This window comes from Burkholderia sp. BC1 (genome assembly GCF_052683555.1).
In genome coordinates, this window is sequence record NZ_JBQYLP010000070.1 from 11943 (window position 1) to 28777 (window position 16835).

16 protein-coding genes are annotated in these 16835 nt (G+C 66.4%); 2 read left to right on the plus strand and 14 right to left on the minus strand.

Annotated features, from left to right (window positions below; genetic code table 11):
* Positions 1-171: 171 nt before the first annotated feature.
* Positions 172-1932: an AMP-binding protein gene (locus tag ACSHSS_RS24975; protein ID WP_445545688.1), complete on the plus strand. Its 1761-nt coding sequence runs from the start codon at positions 172-174 to the stop codon at positions 1930-1932.
* Between the two features lie 42 nt (positions 1933-1974).
* On the opposite strand, the gene ACSHSS_RS24980 is transcribed toward ACSHSS_RS24975, so the two are convergent.
* On the minus strand, positions 1975-2256 hold the full coding sequence (locus ACSHSS_RS24980) for a PXPV repeat protein (RefSeq protein ID WP_012213447.1): 282 nt from the start codon (positions 2254-2256) through the stop codon (positions 1975-1977).
* A 388-nt stretch (positions 2257-2644) separates the two neighbouring features.
* On the opposite strand from ACSHSS_RS24980, the gene hfq reads away from it, so the two are divergent.
* Complete coding sequence (hfq, locus tag ACSHSS_RS24985; RefSeq protein WP_012467604.1) at positions 2645-3223, plus strand: RNA chaperone Hfq; 579 nt, start codon at positions 2645-2647, stop codon at positions 3221-3223.
* 77 nt (positions 3224-3300) lie between these two features.
* Here the strand turns inward: hfq and ACSHSS_RS24990 are convergent, their stop codons facing one another.
* From ACSHSS_RS24990 to ACSHSS_RS25050, 13 genes are all read right to left on the minus strand, one after another.
* Positions 3301-3951, minus strand: coding sequence for a DUF2968 domain-containing protein (locus tag ACSHSS_RS24990; protein WP_445545694.1), 651 nt, complete (start codon positions 3949-3951; stop codon positions 3301-3303).
* 112 nt (positions 3952-4063) lie between these two features.
* The gene (locus ACSHSS_RS24995) at positions 4064-5455 is read right to left on the minus strand and encodes a sigma 54-interacting transcriptional regulator (RefSeq protein ID WP_006400291.1); all 1392 of its coding nucleotides are present in this window, start codon (positions 5453-5455) and stop codon (positions 4064-4066) included.
* 17 nt (positions 5456-5472) lie between these two features.
* Entirely contained in the window at positions 5473-7377 is a 1905-nt protein-coding gene (locus ACSHSS_RS25000; RefSeq protein WP_445545689.1) for a TadG family pilus assembly protein, read from the minus strand.
* Positions 7378-7387: 10 nt separating this feature from the next.
* On the minus strand, positions 7388-7714 hold the full coding sequence (locus ACSHSS_RS25005) for a DUF3613 domain-containing protein (RefSeq protein WP_105842448.1): 327 nt from the start codon (positions 7712-7714) through the stop codon (positions 7388-7390).
* A 20-nt stretch (positions 7715-7734) separates the two neighbouring features.
* The gene (locus ACSHSS_RS25010; RefSeq protein ID WP_035950428.1) at positions 7735-8577 is read right to left on the minus strand and encodes a tetratricopeptide repeat protein; all 843 of its coding nucleotides are present in this window, start codon (positions 8575-8577) and stop codon (positions 7735-7737) included.
* Positions 8578-8596: 19 nt separating this feature from the next.
* Positions 8597-9589 (minus strand): type II secretion system F family protein, encoded by a 993-nt coding sequence (locus ACSHSS_RS25015; RefSeq protein ID WP_059784890.1) that lies wholly within the window; start codon positions 9587-9589, stop codon positions 8597-8599.
* A gap of 4 nt (positions 9590-9593) precedes the next feature.
* Positions 9594-10604 (minus strand): type II secretion system F family protein, encoded by a 1011-nt coding sequence (locus ACSHSS_RS25020; RefSeq protein WP_105791006.1) that lies wholly within the window; start codon positions 10602-10604, stop codon positions 9594-9596.
* Positions 10597-11967, minus strand: a complete 1371-nt coding sequence (locus ACSHSS_RS25025; RefSeq protein ID WP_039222107.1) for a CpaF family protein — start codon at positions 11965-11967, stop codon at positions 10597-10599. Before ACSHSS_RS25025 ends, ACSHSS_RS25020 begins: the two co-directional genes overlap by 8 nt.
* Before the next feature lie 3 nt (positions 11968-11970).
* Complete coding sequence (locus tag ACSHSS_RS25030; protein ID WP_445545690.1) at positions 11971-13245, minus strand: fimbrial protein; 1275 nt, start codon at positions 13243-13245, stop codon at positions 11971-11973.
* A gap of 60 nt (positions 13246-13305) precedes the next feature.
* Positions 13306-14637: a type II and III secretion system protein family protein gene (locus ACSHSS_RS25035; protein ID WP_253573866.1), complete on the minus strand. Its 1332-nt coding sequence runs from the start codon at positions 14635-14637 to the stop codon at positions 13306-13308.
* A gap of 67 nt (positions 14638-14704) precedes the next feature.
* Positions 14705-15631 carry a Flp pilus assembly protein CpaB gene (cpaB, locus tag ACSHSS_RS25040; protein WP_445545691.1) on the minus strand — a complete coding sequence of 309 codons (927 nt, stop codon included), beginning with the start codon at positions 15629-15631 and terminating at the stop codon, positions 14705-14707.
* A 65-nt stretch (positions 15632-15696) separates the two neighbouring features.
* The gene (locus ACSHSS_RS25045) at positions 15697-16188 is read right to left on the minus strand and encodes a TadE/TadG family type IV pilus assembly protein (RefSeq protein WP_445545692.1); all 492 of its coding nucleotides are present in this window, start codon (positions 16186-16188) and stop codon (positions 15697-15699) included.
* Positions 16185-16685, minus strand: coding sequence for an A24 family peptidase (locus ACSHSS_RS25050; protein ID WP_445545693.1), 501 nt, complete (start codon positions 16683-16685; stop codon positions 16185-16187). Before ACSHSS_RS25050 ends, ACSHSS_RS25045 begins: the two co-directional genes overlap by 4 nt.
* Positions 16686-16835 lie beyond the last annotated feature (150 nt).

A 16835-nucleotide genomic window follows, 5' to 3' on the forward strand; every position in this document is an offset into this window, starting at 1 on the left:
CCGTATCGCCGGATCGACAAGCGGCCGCAACGCGACCTCTCGCGCCGGCCGGGCCTCGCAGCGTGCGGGCTCGGCCGGTGCGACGCGCGGGGCCCGTCGGTCGCGAAACAGCGGGCCCGAGCGTGCGCCGACGCGCGCCTCGCGCCGACCGAGAAGACCCTGGAGACGACCATGCCCGACCCCGCAGCAACCGCCACCGCACAGGTCCCGCCGAACACCGACGGCATCTGGTACGCGTCGTACCCGCGCGGCGTACCGCACGAGATCGACATCTCGCAATACACGTCGCTCGTGCAGTTCTTCGACGAATGCACGACGCGCTTCGCCGATCGCGTCGCCTACGTGAGCGCCGGCGCATCGATGACCTACCGCGCGCTCGCCCAAAAAGTGGATGCGTTCGCGTCGTACCTGCAAGCGATCGGCGTCAAGCCCGGCGACCGCGTCGCGATCATGCTGCCGAATACGTTCCAGTATCCGGTCGCGCTGTTCGGCACGCTGAAGACGGGCGCGATCGTCGTCAACGTCAATCCGCTCTACACCGTGCGCGAACTCGCGCATCAGTTGAAGGACAGCGACGCCGAGACGATCGTCGTGTTCGAGAACTTCGCGCGCACGCTGCAGGACGCGCTGCCCGACACGCGCGTGAAGAACATCGTCGTCACCGCGCTCGGCGATCTGCTCGCCGACGGCTTCAACGCGAAGGGACGCCTGATCAATTTCGTGTTGAAGCACGTGAAGAAGCTCGTGCCGGCCTACGACCTGCCGCAGGCGATCCGGCTACGCGCGGCGCTCGCGCTCGGTGCGCGCGAACGCGCGAAGCCGGCCGCGATCACGCGCGACGATCTCGCGTTCCTGCAGTACACGGGCGGCACGACCGGCGTCGCGAAAGGCGCGATGCTCACGCACGGCAACCTGATCGCGAATCTGCTGCAGGCGAAGGCCTGGATCGCCGATCAGCTGACCGGCGAGATCGAAACGGTGCTCACACCGCTGCCGCTCTATCACATCTATTCGCTGACGGTGAACGCGTTCATCTTCATGGGGCTCGGCGGCCGCAACATCCTGATCGCGAACCCGCGCGACACGAAGATGATGATGAAGATTCTTCGTCACGAGACGTTCACGGGCATCACCGGGATCAACACGCTGTACAACGCGTTTCTCGACAACGACGAGTTCCGCCGGCGCGACTTCTCGAAACTGAAGCTCGCGATGGCGGGCGGCATGGCGATGCAGCGCGCGGTCGCCGAGCGCTTCCAGCAGGTGACCGGACGGCCGATCGTCGAAGGCTACGGGCTCACCGAGTGTTCGCCGATCGTCACGATGAATCCGGTCCATCTGAACGACATGAGCGCGTTCAGCGGATCGATCGGCCTGCCCGCGCCGTCGACGATCGTGCGCTTTCGCCGCGAGGACGGCACGTGGGCCGGCATCGGCGAGCCCGGCGAACTCTGCGTGCGGGGGCCGCAGGTGATGCGCGGCTACTGGCAGCGCCCCGACGAAACGGCGAAAGTGATCGACGCGGACGGCTGGCTCGCGACCGGCGACATCGGCGTGATGGACGAACGCGGATTCGTGCGGCTGATCGACCGCAAGAAGGACATGATTCTCGTGTCGGGCTTCAACGTCTATCCGAACGAGATCGAGGAAGTGCTGGTGATGCATCCGGGGATCAGCGAGGCCGCGGCGATCGGCGTCCCGGACGAAGTGCAGGGAGAACGCATCAAGGTATTCGTCGTGCGGCGCGACCCGACGCTCACGGTCGACGACGTGCTCGCGCACTGCCGCAAGAACCTCACCGGCTACAAGATGCCGAAATTCGTCGAGTTTCGCGACGCGCTGCCGCAGACGAACGTCGGCAAGATCCTGCGCCGCGCGCTGCGCGACGAGGAACTCGCGAAAATCGCTGCCGCCGCTGGCAAGCCGCGCTGATGCTGTGCGCGTGCCCGCCGCGCGCTGCGGCGGGCACGGCGGTCAATCGTCATCGTCGTCGTGATGCTTGCGCCAGTGCTTGTAATAGTGCTTGCGCCACTTCCGGTAACGGTCGTCGTCGTCATCGCCGTAGTAGCCGTATCCGTAGCCCGGATACGCGACGACCGCCGGCTGCGGTGCCACATAGACTGGAGCCGGCTCGGCATAGACCGGCGCAACCGGTACGCCGATGCCGACCGACAGATCGACGTGCCCCGCCATTGCGCTGCCCGAAGCCAGCAGTGTCGCCGCACCGATGCACGCTGCCATTTGCCTGCCATTCATGTGTCGAATCCCCATTTCGCCGGCCCGCCCGGCACGCGCCCCGAATGTAGGCGAAGCGCGCGCCGCCGGGTGCTACGGCATTGCGAGAGACGTAACGCGACGTAACGAAACGGCCGGGAATCGTCCGTTTTGCGCAGGAAAGACCGGAAAATTCTGCCGAAACGCACGCGGACGCGCATATTCGTCCGCGGATATGCGCGGCAGCTGACGTTGGCCATTTGGCCGCATCGCGCAAATGCGCGTTAGCGTCTATAGTGGGTTACGGTTCGACACAATCGCGACTGGGCGCTTCCCGATCGAACAGGGTAGAATCCCGCCAAACAGATTTGTGACGACCACGCCACACACGCACAACATATTCTCTGACGCAGGCTCCTGCCGCACCTCAATGGCCAATCCCGCAGAATCCCATCCGCAAAACGACTTCATCAATTCCGCGCGAAAGGAACGTAAGCGCGTCGAAATCTACCTCGTCAACGGCATTCGTCTGACCGGGTGTATCGAGTCGTTCGACCAGTATCTGGTGATGCTGCGCACCCCCGTGGGTCTGCAAGGCATCTACAAGCGTGCGATTTCGACGATCCAGCTCGACACGGGCGGATCGCGCCCCGGCGGCGGTCCGCGCGGCCCGCGCACGGGCGGGCGACCGGGCGGCCGCGAAGGCGGGGGTCACAGCCCGTACGGCTCGCACGGCGGCTCCCGTGAGCCGCGCGAGGGCTACGGCTCGCGCGAACCGCGCGAAGGTTACGGTTCACGTGAACCGCGTGAAGGCTACGGATCGCGCGAGCCGCGCGAAGGTTACGGTTCCCGTGAGCCGCGCGAAGGTTACGGTGCGCCGCGTGAAAACTACGGTGCGCCGCGCGACGCCGGCGACGCGTCGGGCGGCGGATCGCCTTCGGATACGCGCGGCAGCAACGGGCCCGTCATCGTGACGCGCCGCCGCCGGATCGTGCCGGACGGCCAGTAAAAGCAAAAAGGGCAAGCCGGTCGGCTTGCCCTTCTCTCTTCGGCGCGCTGCGGCGCCACGCGCCGCCTCAGGGTCGGTCAGTGTGCCGCGCTCGGCAGACCGGCGTTGGCCTCGCGCTGCAGCGAACGCACCTGCTGCTGCAATGCACGCAGCTGCGCCTGAAGCTCCGCCTGCTGCGCCTGCAACGCCGCCGTTTCGTCGCGCACGCTCTTCTGGCGATCGGCCACTGCCGCCTGCTGCTCGCGCGCGATCGAAATATCGGCCTGCAGCCGGCGCGCACGTTCCTGCGCGACTTCGATCTGCCGATCCATCTGCACTTTCTGCGATTCGAGCTTCGCCGCGCGCAGCTCGTTGACGGCCAGCCGCTCGGCCTGGCGCGAGAAGTCGCGATAGATCATTTCCGCACGCGCTTCGTCGTAGGTCTTGATCACGCGCCAGAACGCCTTCTGCTGGAACAGCGCGACGAAATACGCGCCGTCTTTCACGTTGAACAGCAGGCTCGAACCGTAGCTGCCGTTGTAGCTCGTGCGCATTTCCGTCAGCGCATGCGCCTGGATCTGACGCTGCAGCTCGTCGACCGTGCTCTGCCCGGTCGTCTCGCCGACCTGGGCCTGCACCGCCGTCTGCCCCTGCGTATCGACCGACGGAATTGCCGCCACCGGCGCCGACGCCTGCTGCACCGGCGAGGCCGTATTGCCGGCGAGCCCTTGCGCGTACGCGCCGTGCATGCCTCCTACCGCAGCGAGCAATACGAACGCTCGCCCCAACCCCGTAATATGGCTCTTCAAGTGTTATTCCCCGCGCGAGTTGTTGTAATTCAGCGGGATTTTATCTCATTAATTACTCGCTTTCGCGGGTCTCGGGCTCTTCGTCGAATATCTGGTACTTCCGCATTTTTTCCCACAGCACCTTGCGGCTGATCCCCAGTTGCTGCGCGGTATCCTGGCGCCGCCAGCCGTTCGCGTCGAGCGCGGCAATCACGCGGTTGCGCTCGTTCATGTCCCACTTGCTGCGGTCGACGAACACCTCCGCCGCGCTTTCCGCCGGCACCGGCTGCGCGGCGCTGCGCGCGTGTGCGATCAAGCGCTGCAGCCGCGCGGCGTCCCAGCCGCCCGTCTGCCGCACCGTCACGCCGACGCGCTCGGCCAGATTGCGCAGTTCGCGGACGTTGCCGGGGAAATAGCTGTCCGCGACCGCGTCGGCAAGCCAGTACGGCAGATCCGGCAATTCCGCGAGCCGCTCCTCGCCGACCACCTCCGCGACGAACGACTTGAACAGCGCGATCTTGTCGACCGCCCCGCGCTCTTCGAGCGACGGAATGTTGAGCTCGATCACCGCGAGCCGGTAATAGAGATCCGCGCGGAACAGCCCTTCCTTCACGAGCTGCGGCAGCTTCTTGTTGCTCGCCGCGACGAGCCGGAAATCGACCTTGACGGGCGACGTCGCGCCGACACGCAGCACCGCACCGTCTTCGAGCACGCGCAGCAGCTTCACCTGCTGATAGAGCGGCAGATCGCCGACTTCGTCGAGAAACAGCGTACCGCCGGCGGCCTGCTCGAAATAGCCTTTATGCGCAACAACCGCGCCGGTGAACGAGCCTTTCGCGTGCCCGAAGAACAGCGATTCGAACAGGCCGTCCGGAATCGCGCCGCAGTTGACCGGCACGAATTCGCCGTGCCGATAGCGCGAATGCTTTTCGTGCAGCAACTGCGCGATGCGTTCCTTGCCGACGCCGGTCTCGCCGTGCAGCAGCACGTTCGTATCGCAATCGGCGAAGGTATCGACTTCGCGCAGCAGCGCCTGCATCGATTCCGAGTGCGCGACGAGCACCGACGGCTGCAGCGTTTCGGCGGCGTGCGCGCGTAATTGCGTGACGAGCTTGCCGACCATGCCGCGCAGTTCCGCGCACGTGAAGTCGAGCGGGAGGATATGCGAGTACTCGGGCGGATACTGCGACGCGTCGTGATCGCGCGCGGCGCCGACCCACACGACCGGCATGCCGATGTTGGCTTGCCAGTCGCGCAGGAACGCCGCGCCGCTTTCGATCATCGTCACGCTGATGATCGCGAGCGACGGCCGCAACGCGGCGCGTTCGGGCGAGATCTCCGCGTTGTCGGCGCGGATCACTTCGACGTCGAAGCTCGCCATGCATCGGGCGACGCGGTCGACGATGTCCGCCTTGCCTTCCCAGACGTAGAGGTCGAGTTCTTCGATTGCGGGGGGGGTTCTCATCGGTTTCAACTGCTTCTTTAATTACCTACCGTTTGTGCGACACCGCAAGCCAGCGACATATTGTGCACCGTGGCTACGCCGACCTGAACACCAAGGAGCTGAAGCAACGGTACGAGCAGCTGATCCAGTGCTCCAAGTATCGGATTCAGCGTCGATTGAGTCAGCAGTGCGAGCAGATTCCCGATCAACCCGCTGCTCACACGGATCGGGATCCCGAGCAGCGTCGCGTTGACGACGAGCCCCGCCGAACTTGAAAGTGCTGCGACGGGGCCGCTCAACGCGTTCGCCAATACGTGACCCACTCCGGAGCTCGTGCTCTGATAGTCGTCGGAATTACCGCTGATCCCGTCGAAAACCAACGATCCGCCCGTGGACGCCACGCCGGGAACCGAGATCGCTGGAACGGTTGCGTCGAGCGTCGCGATGCCGAGCTTGCCGAGCACGTCGACGTGCACTAGCGTCGCCGTCTTGCTGCACGAGTAGCCGCTCGATACGTCCATCATGCCGTACTTGTTGAGCGGCGCGTCGCCGACGCAAGCGTTCAGCAGTCCGGGCGTCGCAGTGATATACGCACGGCTGTCCGCGGCGGTCGCGGCGCAATTCGTGGACGTCAGCACCGCAGTGCCGGGCGCCACCTCGAGGTAGACGGGCAACTGGACCTGCGCCGAAATACCGAGGAGGCTGAGTAGATCCCATGTCCCGACGCCGATATTCAGATAGACCGCGACGTCCGCCGTGTGAGCGGACGTACGCCAGGTGCCGGCCGGCTTCAACGGATCCGTGCCGCCCTCGCCGATCGCGATCGTCGGCGGACGAATGACTTGCACCTGCAGCGTCGCCTGAGCGAGACCGAGCAAATTGAGTCCCGTATTGACGTTGACGGCCGGGCTTTTCGCATTAGCGTTGGCGATCTCCGCAGCTGTGAACAGCAGATCGAGCAAGCTGACCGATGCGTCGGCAGCCGCCTGCGTATTCGCGATGCCGAGCGACAACAGCCCCGGCGCCTTGCTCGAGTCGCCGATCGGAATCTGGCCGCCGGGCAGCGTCAGGTTCGCCAACGTATCGAGCGCGGCAGAACTCGCCGACGAATAGATGCCGAGGTTTGCCACCGACGTATTCTTCAACGCCGTTACCATCACCGATACCAGCTGGTTCAGCGTAAGCTTCGTCGCCAGCAACTGATCGACGGTGCCGGCGCCGACTTGCGCCTTCACCAGATCGCCGACCTTCACGCGCGTGCACGCGAGCGCCTGATACGAACCGATATTGAGTGACAGCGACGTATTAAGCAGTGCACCGAGCAATGCATTGACGAGCCCGGTGTTGCGCTGATCGGCTGAAACGCTGTTGCCGGCGCAATCCTGGTTGCTGCCGAACATCGCAAGCGTCGTGCCGATCGAAAACGTGTCGATATTGCTCGCCTTGGCCGTCGATGCAGCGCTGATCGTGCGTGGCGGGCCGATGAAAAAAAGCGGCACGGTCTTCGTGGCCACTACTCGGACCGCATTCAACTGGTTCGTCGCCGTTCCGAAATAGCCCGCGGACGCACCGTAGTCGCTCACATCCCAGCGACCGCATGCAACGCTCATCGAATTGCCCGAAGCCTGCGCATCGAATCCGTTCAATGCGGCGCCCCGATATGCGGCCGTCACGACGGCATTCGATCCCGATGCGGTCACGATCGTATCCGTCTGCGGGCACAAATCGTTCACACTCTGTACGGCTGCGAGCGCGGTCATGTCCGCCACGCGCTGTAAATCACGCCGCTGAAAATAGAGATTTCCGACGTCGATCGAGCCGAGCACGATGAGGGCGACCGCAATCCAGATCGCGGCGACGACCGCCACCGAGCCCCGCTGAGCTTTCGAGCTGGCGCGTTGCGACTGAGCAAAACCGTCTTGTCGCCGCGGATCCGAGCGCATCTTCACCTCGCTATTGAGCAGCGCCTGCGCCGGCTGACGACGACATGCCGCTTGAACTCAACGTCGAACCCATCGACTCCGGAATCTTATGCTTGAACGATTCCAGATACCGCTGATAAACCAGCGACGCGACGTCGCCGAGCAACGGCTGCGTCGGCGCCGCCGCGCGGTTGTCGCGCTGCATCGACAGCCATTCCGTCGTCGAGCGCCCGACGTCCGACGCCGACGCCGTCGCCTGCGCACAGGCGACGCCCGCGCCCGCTGCCGTCCACGCGATCGCACCCGCCAGCGCAATCCGCGCCGCCCACCCGTTCCGCTGCCGCTTGTTGCCGTTCATGTCGTTCCCCGCCTGTCCATTCATTGTGCAAACCGTTGCAGCAGCGGCACGGTCTGGTCGTAACCGAGATTGCTCGCCATCGGCGTGATCGGCTCGGTTGCACCGCGTCGCGACACGACCGGCGGCGTCGCCACCGCCCGTTGCTGCGCGCGCACGGCCGCTGCGATCTTCGCGGCGTCGTTCGCGATGTCCTTGCGGATGTCGGGCGACAAGCGCTGCTGATTCATCAGCCGCTGCGCATCCTGCGAGCGCCCGGCCGCGAGCAGATAAAGCGCCAGGTTGCTGACGATCTTCGGATTGCGCTGATCCAGTTCGACCGCCTTCATCAGCGGCACGCGCGCACCGACCACATCGCCGTTGCGCAGCTTCGCGTACGCGAGATCCGACAGCAGCGACGCATCGGTCGGCGCAAGATCGGACGCGCGCGTCAGCGCCTGCACCGCGCGCTCGAAATCGCCCGCCGCGCCGGCGAGCAGACCGAGCCCGCGATAGCCGCGCGCGGCGAGCGGCGTCTGCAGCAGCTGCGTATACGCGGCCGCGCTCGCGGCCGGCTGATCGGTCATTCGAAGCGCATCCGCACGCAGCAGGATCGTGTCCGGCGAGCCGCCGTACGCCTTCTCGTACGCATCGATATGCGCAAGCGACGCGTAGTACAGCCCCTGCGTCTGCATCCGTTGAATCAATCCCAGATACATCCCCGGCGTATCGGGCACGGCCTGCTTCTGGTCGGCCGCCTGCAGCAGCGCCGCGCGCTCGGTCTGCGCGTTGACGCCGTAGCCGCTGTCCTTCGTCGCGCACGCACCGAGCAGCAGCGCTGCCGCTGCCGCGCCCGCGCATCGCATCGTCTGGCTGATCCGCTTCATCGTCCTTTCCTTCCGTCCATCAATGGTGCGGCGACAGCGCGCGCATTACCGCGAGCATCCCGGGCCCGGCCGTCACGATCAGCAGCGCGGGCAACAGCGTCAGCACCATCACGCCGGTCATCTTCACCGTCAATCGACCGATCCGCTCGCGCAGCAGCGCGCGGCGCGTCTCGCGCAGCCGGTCGCCGAATTGCTTCAGCGGCTCCTGCACCGCGCCGCCATGCTTGTCGACCTGAATCATCAAGCGCACGACGGCACGCAAATCCTCGTTGTCGAAGCCGCTCGACAGCCGCTGCAACGACTGCTCGCGCGTGCGGCCCGCCGCGAACTGCCGTTGCGCGATGCCGACTTCCGACGACAGCACGGGCAGCATCCCGCGAAAATCGTTCGTCACGACCTGCAGGCTTTGATCGAGCGAGAGCCCGACGCCCTGCAGCAAACGCAGCATGTCGACGAGCAACGGCAATTCGTTGCCGACGCTTTGTCGCCGCGCCGCCGCGCGACGCCGGATGTAAAGCTTCGGCAGCATGAAGCCGAACCCGAACGCCGCGCACATGCCGATCATCCAGTACCCGCCGCTCACACGGCCGCTCGCCGCGATCGCGAACAGCAGCGGCAGCCCGACGCCCATCGCGAGCCGCGCGCTCAGAAACAAGCCGCGCGTGCGGGCATCGACATAGCCGCACTGCTCGAGCAGCCGGCGGTCCTCTTCGGCGACCACATGCTTGCCGAGCCCTGTGTCGAGCCAGCGCATGCCGGCGGCCGACAGCCGCTCGAGCAAGCGTTCGATACGCTGACTGCGGCGCGCATCGGGTTTCGCAGCGGCCTCCTCTTCGCCTGCGGGGCGCGTGCGCGCCGCTTCGAGCGCGGCCATTCGCCGGTCGAGCGCATCGCTCAGCGCGCGCTCCGCACGCGAAGTCGCGCTCGCGCGCCGCAACGCGGCGATCCCGAGCAGCAACAGGCCGAATGCGCCGAGTGCGAGCGCCAACGCGCCGATCTGGGTAGCCGTCATTGCATCACCTCAGTCGAGCCATTCGATACAGCCAGATACTGCCGAACAACTGGAGCAGGAACGCGATCACGAGCAGCATTTGTCCGCTCGGATCGTTCCACATCCCGTGCAGATACTGGGGGTTCGTCATGATCACGAAGCTCGCGATTGCGATCGGCAGCATCACGAGCACGAATGCCGACAGCCGCGTCTCGGCCGACATCGCGGTCAGTTCGCGCTCGGCCTGTTCGAGATCGCGCATGAACACGGCCATGCGTTCGAGCATCACGTCCGCGCGGCCGCCGTATTTGACGGACAACCGCAGCACCGAACCGACGAGTTCGAATTCCTCGGTCCGGTAGATCTTCGCGATATGCAGCATCGCGCGATCGATCTCGACACCGCCGCGCAGCATCCGCGACACGTGATCGAGACATCCGCGCAACGGCTCCTCGGTCGTCAGCAATGCAGCCTGGAACGCGGCCGGCACGCTGTTGCCGAGCGTCACGAGCCGTACGATCCCGTCGAGAAACGACGGAATCTGCCGGACGATCTTCAGCCGGCGCCGCTGGATGCGCGATGCGAGCCACACGCCGAACACCGAGATGCCGCAGGCAAGCGCGGCGAGACACGCGAGCGGACCGCCACGGCTAGCGGCGATGGCCGCCAGCGCGACGAGCACCGCCAACGCGACGAGCGCCTTGCCGCGCGCATCAGCGATCCCGGCGCGGCTCGCGAGATGGGTCAGATAATCGGCCGCGACCGCGTATCCGTGCGACCAGAACGTGCCTGGCGCCGGACCGCGCGCGCCGGCCGGCTGCGGCGTGCCGCGTGCCGCGCCCGATGCCGCGGCCGCGCCGGACGCCGCAGGCCTCGCGGCCGGCGCCGCCGCGCGCGCGCCCGGCTCGAGCCGGCTGTCCATGAAGCGCTTCGCGTCGGTGCGCACGCGGCGCGTTTCCGCATGCCGCCACAGCATGAGCCCGGACGCCACGCACAGCATCGCGAACGCGAGCACCCAGAGCATCGCGCTATACATTGAAGCCCCCGCCGCGACCGAAGCCGCCGCCTCCAAAGCCGCCGCCGAACCCGCCGGTGTCGCCGAAGCCGCTGTTCGCGAGCGTCTGGCGGAAGCGCGCGAGCTTCGGCGAGTGCGGATGAATGCCGAGCGATTCCCAGTGATCGACCTCCTCGCCTTCCGGCGTCACGCGCGCCTCGTAGCGATAGAGCTCCTGCGTCGAGATGATGTTGTCGGACAGCCCGGTCACTTCGGTGATCGAAAGAATCCGGCGTCGCCCGTTCGAGAGGCGCCCGATCTGCACGATGAAATCGATCGCGTTCGCGATCTGCCTGCGCAAGCTCGACTCGGTGCCCTGGAAGCCGGCGAAGCCCGCGAGCATCTCGAGGCGGTACAGGCACTCGCGCGGCGAACTCGCGTGCACGGTGCCCATCGAGCCGTCGTGGCCCGTGTTCATCGCCTGCAGCATTTCGAGCACTTCGCCGCCGCGCACTTCGCCGACGATGATCCGGTCCGGACGCATCCGCAGCGTATTGCGCAGCAGGTCGCGGATCGTCACGACGCCCGTGCCGTCGAAACCGCCCGGCCGGCTCTCGAGCCGCACGACGTGCGGATGGTTCAGCGACAGCTCGGCCGTGTCCTCGATCGTCACGACGCGTTCGATTTCTGGGATGTGGAACGCGAGCGCATTGAGCAGCGACGTCTTGCCGGAACTCGTGCCGCCCGACACCAGCACGTTGCAGCGCGCCTCCACCGCGGCTTCGAGCAGCGCACCGATTTCCTCGTTGTAGGTACCGTTGCCGAGCAGGTCCGCAGGCTTCAGCGGGTCCTTGCGGAACTTCCGGATCGAGACGATCGGCCCGTCGATCGACAGCGGCTCGATCACGACGTTGACGCGGCCGCCGTCCGGCAGGCGCGCGTCGACCATCGGATTCGATTCGTCGAGACGGCGGCCGATCGGCGCGAGGATGCGGCGCACGATCCGCAGCAGATGCGCGTTGTCGGTGAAGCGGACCGGCAGCTTCGTCAGGATCCCGTGACGCGAGACATACACGTCCTTGTAGCCGTTGATCAGGATGTCCTCGACGGCCGGATCGGCGAGCAGATCCTCGATCGGGCCGAAGCCGGCGAGCTCCTTCGTCAGCGCCTCGGCGATCGTGCGCACCTCGTTCTCGTTGAGCGGGATGCGGCGCAGACGCACGAAGCTGTCGATCTCGAGATCGACGAACTGGTTGATCGCCTGTCGCGACCAACGGCCGAACTCGGCGCCCAGCTCCTCGATACGCGTCAGCAGATGCTCGTGCGCGGCATTCTTGATGTCGTGAAATTGCTGCGTCTGGGAGAACGGCGCTGCGCCGTCGGCGAATTGAATGTCGTGTGCCATCGCTTACGACCGCTTGGACGAAGGTTGAATGAGACGTTTGAGCGCGGACAGCCGCGGCGCCGTGCGCGACGGACTCGCGCTGCCGGACACGCCGGGCAGCCGCGCGGCGAGTTGCTCGAGCGCGCGCACGTACGGATCGCGCTCGGCTTCGTCGACGATCAGCCGCCCCTGGTTCGCGGCACGCCCGAGTGCGACGCGGCGCGACGGCAGCGTCCCGACGAGCGCAATGCCGAGCCGGTCGGCGATCTGGCCGGGCAGCAGGTCGAGCGCCGGATCGTACTGATTGACGACGAGCCGCAGGCGGTCGGTGTCGACGCCCGCATCGCGCAGCCCGGTCAGCAGATCGGCCGCGGACACGATCGACGCGACGCCCTGGTCGCAGACGAGCCACGCCTCGTCGGCGGACGATGCGATTTGCGTCACGAACTCGCGGTTCGAGAAGCCGCCGAGATCGACGACCTGCTGGTCGAAGAATGCGCGAAAACGGTTCAGCAGCCCGATGCACGACGCATAGGACACGTCGCGCAAGCCGCCCAGATCGGGCGGCAGCGTGGTCAGCGCGACGCCGCTGCGATGGCGCGTCAGCGCGGTGTTGACGAAGGTGCGGTCGATGCGGCGCAGGTTCTGCACGGCATCGACGAAATGGAACTCGCAGCGCGTGTTCAGGAACAGCGCGCCGTCGCCGGCCGGCAGGCCGAGATCGAGCAGCGCGGTTTGACGGCCGGCCGGCACGCCGGCGTCCGGCTTGGCGGCCGCGCCGGGCCCCAGCGCATGTTTCTGCAGCCACACCGCGAGATTCGCCGCGAGCGTGCTGACGCCCATGCCGGCGCGCGCGCCGAGCAGCGCGACGACCTTGCCGTGGCGGCTCGCCGGCTCGCCGACGTTCGCGAGCAACCCGCGCGTCGTGCGCAGCGCGTCCTCGGCCGACGCCGACACATCGATGAAATCGCGCACGCCGGCGCGCAGCGCGGCGAGCGTGCTTTCCGGCTGAGCCAGCGAGCCGAGCGCGACGATCGGCAGCCCCGGATGCGCCGCGCGCACGGCGGCCGCCGCGACGCTCGCGGCCGCGCTGCCGTCGGAGAAATCGATGAACACGAGCGCCGGATTGAGTCCCGTGATGCGCTGTGCGAGGACGCCCGGCTCGAGCGACGCGCCTTCGACCGCGCCGGCCGACACGAGCGTATCGGCGAGCCAGCGGACGTGCGATTCTTTCGACGAGGCGCAGACGAAATAGTCGGTCACGGCGGGTTCAGACAATGATTGGGTTCGTGCATTCATCTCGAACAGCCCCGAATACGCAGATCGTCGCGACGCGCCGCAACCTGCAATGTTTCGCGTTCATTTCGAAAATCCCGGTGCGGCATCCGGCGAGGCGGCGCCGCCCAGATACGAGCGCCACACCGGGCCGTCGCGCTGCTCCGACAACTGGCCCGGCGTCGCAGGCAGTGCCGCGCCCTTCGCGATCGGCGCGACCAGATGCGGCGTGACGATGATCAGCAGTTCCTTGTCGTTCTGCTGGTAGTTCAGGTTCTTGAAAAACGTCCCGATGATCGGCAGGTCGCCGAGCAGCGGCACCTTGCTGACGTTCGACATCGTCTGGCGATCGATCAGGCCGCCGATCACGAAGCTTTCGCCGTCGCCGAGCTCGACCGTCGTATCGGCGCGACGCGTCGTGATGCCGGGCACGGCGACGCCGCTGATCGTTACGCTGTTCACGAAGTCGAGCTGGCTCGATTCGGGCGCAACCTTCAGCGCGATGCGCTGCGGGCTCAGTACGGTCGGCGTCAGCGACAGGCCGACACCGTACTGCTTCCACTGGATCGCCGTCGACCCGAGCCCTTGCGGCGACGGCACCGGAATTTCGCCGCCGGCGAGGAAGCTCGCGCTTTGGCCCGACAGCGCGACGAGCGTCGGCTCGGCGAGCACGCGCGCGAGGTTGTTCGCCTCGAGCAGCGACAGATCCGCGAAGATGCCGCGGCCGGCCGCATTGACGACGAGGTTGAACGCAGACGCCACGGGCGCGCCAAGCGTCGGAAGGTAGCCGGCCGAGCCGGGCCCCGCGCCGCCGTTGTACGACTGAACGCCGCCCGGCGAGAACGAGCCGAACGAAAAGCCGTTGCTCTGCTTGAAGAAATTGAAGCCGACCTGCTTGAGCACCGAGCGGCTGAATTCGACGACGCGCACGTCGACCTGCACGACGTTCTTGCCGGCCAGCGTCGAGCGATCGATGACCGTCCCCTTTCCGCTCACGTTCTTGCCCACCGCGACCGCCCGTTCGTGCGCATCGAGCGACGTCGCCGTGCCGCGCAACACCGACGTGCCGCCGTACGTGTTCACGCGCGGCGTCGAATCGTCGAGCACCGCGTGCGCAGCCGCGTCGACGACTTCCACGTTCCAGACCGTCGGCTCGTCGCGGCCGCGCTCCCAGAGCATCACGTTCGTCGCGCCCGGCGCTTTCGCGATCACGAGCACGGCCCCGGAGCGGCTGCCCTTCATGATCAGCACGTCGGCGATCGCCGGATCGCCGACCGCCACGCGTTGCAGCGCGCGCCCGGCCGAAATCTGGCGCTGCGCGCCGACCGCGAGTTCGATCGTGCCGCTCGCACTCGCGAGCGACGCGAAGGTCAGGGTCCAGACGGCAATCGCGAAAGCAATCAGGGTGTTTTTCATTGTGTCGTAGGCCGCCGTGCGGCCATGCTTACTTGTCGTCGCTGACATCGATGGCCATCGATACCGTTCAATACGCAACCGTTTCCGACCGGCCGCCTCGAATCACTTCAATGCTGCCGCCACCCGCGCTCGAGCGGACCGCCGGCGGCAGCCGCGTCGGCAGCGGCGGAACGTTCACGTTCGCGACGGCGGTTCTCGTGGTGCCGGACAGTTGCTGCAGCGATACGCCCGTCGCGGCGAGCGCCGACGGCGACAGCTTGTTGTCCGTGCGCACCGCGACCGTCTGCATCGCCATTTCGTCGTCGCGCGGATTGCGCAGCGCGAGCGTCAGGCGGCCGCTCGCCTCGCCGAGCGTCAGCGCGTCGACCTGCGCGGTCGGCACGGCGAGCACGGCAATCCGCACGTTGCTCGGCTGCGCGTTGCTGCCGTTCGTATTGCTGCCGCTGTCGCGCTCCGGCGTAGCGTCGCCGAATGCGAGCACACGGACTTTCGACATCAACAGCCGCGCCTGCGTCTGCGACACCTCGCCGTCGAGCATCGCGTTGCCTTCGCGCTTCAGGTTCAGGAACACGTCGACGAAATTGCCGGGACGCAGCCGGTTGCCGACCGCGTTCGTTTCGTCGACGCGCACTGCCACCGCGCGCTCGCCCGGCTGCACGTCCTCGGCGAGCCCCGATACGAGCGCGTCGGAGACGACCGGCGAAGACGCCGGGATGTCGCGCGCCGGCACGCGGCCGACGAGTGTGGAGGCGTCGGCGAATGCGCCGGCGGGCACGGGCGACGTCGGCTGGATTTTCAATGCGTCGGCGGCGATCGGCTGCCCGGCCGGCAGCGTGCGCGTCGCGACGACGATCGGCACCGGGCTCGCAGCAATCGTTTGCTGTACCGGCGCGGGACGCGGCGTGCTACGCCCGAGCATCCAGGCATAGATGCCGAGCAGAACCGCGATCGCGATCAGGAGCCCCGCGATGATCTTCGTCAAGTTGTTCGTCATGTTGATCTAGGAATGCCGGAATGAATGCTCGAATATTCTTGCGTCGCGCGGCTCACATGCGCCCGTTACAGCATCGACTGCGGAATCTGTACGACCGCGGAACTCGTCAGCGGCCCGTTCAGCACTTTCCCGACAAACGGCATCGTCGCGAGCCAGGCAAGCGGCGAATAGCTCGCGGTGACCGTCAGGCAGTTCGTCAAACCCGACGAGCCGTCGCTGCACGCGGTCGTCTTGACGGCAACCGACAGGTGCTGCGCGTCGCTGCCCAGCCAACCCAATGCGCCCAGTGTCGTATTGCACGCGTTCTGCGTACGCGTCGCGGAATTCGACGCGGTCGCACATGAAGTGAGGTCGCCACCCAGGCCGGGTGCGTAATTCAAGCCGGCCCGTGCGCCCTCGCTGACCGCGAAAGTGAGGCTCTGCTGAATGACGAAAACCATCCCGAAGGTGACGATCGCATAGAAGATCAGGAAGAACAGCGGGAACACGATCGCGAACTCGACGGCCGTCGCACCGCGCTGATGCCGCCGCCGGCAGAGCGTTCCTGGCCGCTTCATCGACCGCCTCCCGCCACGGCAAGGTAGACGAGCCACATGGCCGCCGGCGCCACGAGGCAGGCCGCGTACGGTGTGGCGCGATGACCGCCGAGCGCGAGCGCCGGCTGCCCCTGCGGCCACAAGGCGCGAATCGGCGTGCGCGACACCAGCATCAGCACCAGCGCATGGATACCGGCGGCAAGACTCGCGACGATCCACAGCCAGAGCAGCGCATGCGGGCCGCACCAGGCGCCGAGTACCGCGAAGACCTTGAGGTCTGCTGCGCCCATCACGCGAAGCAGGAAAAACGGGACTAAAGCAATCAGGCCGATCAGCATGCCGATCGTTGCCGAAAGCGGAGAAATGCCGAACGGATTGGCGTGCAGAAATGCACTCAGAAACGCCAAAGCCAGTCCGCCGAGAACGAGCGAATTCGGAACGCGCCGAACGCGAACATCGCTTGCTGCGACAAACGCCGCCCAAGCCAGAAATGCGCCGATGAAGATTAACTGTGCCATCGCATCACGATCGCCGGGCGCAACGCGACAGACGAATTGCCCAAGGGCAATCCGTCTGTCAGCACATCAGGACGATCTTAAAGCGGTGATGAAATTGGCTTAGGGAAACGCTGATTTATTCGGCTCGGCGGTCATCGCAGACGTAGCCGA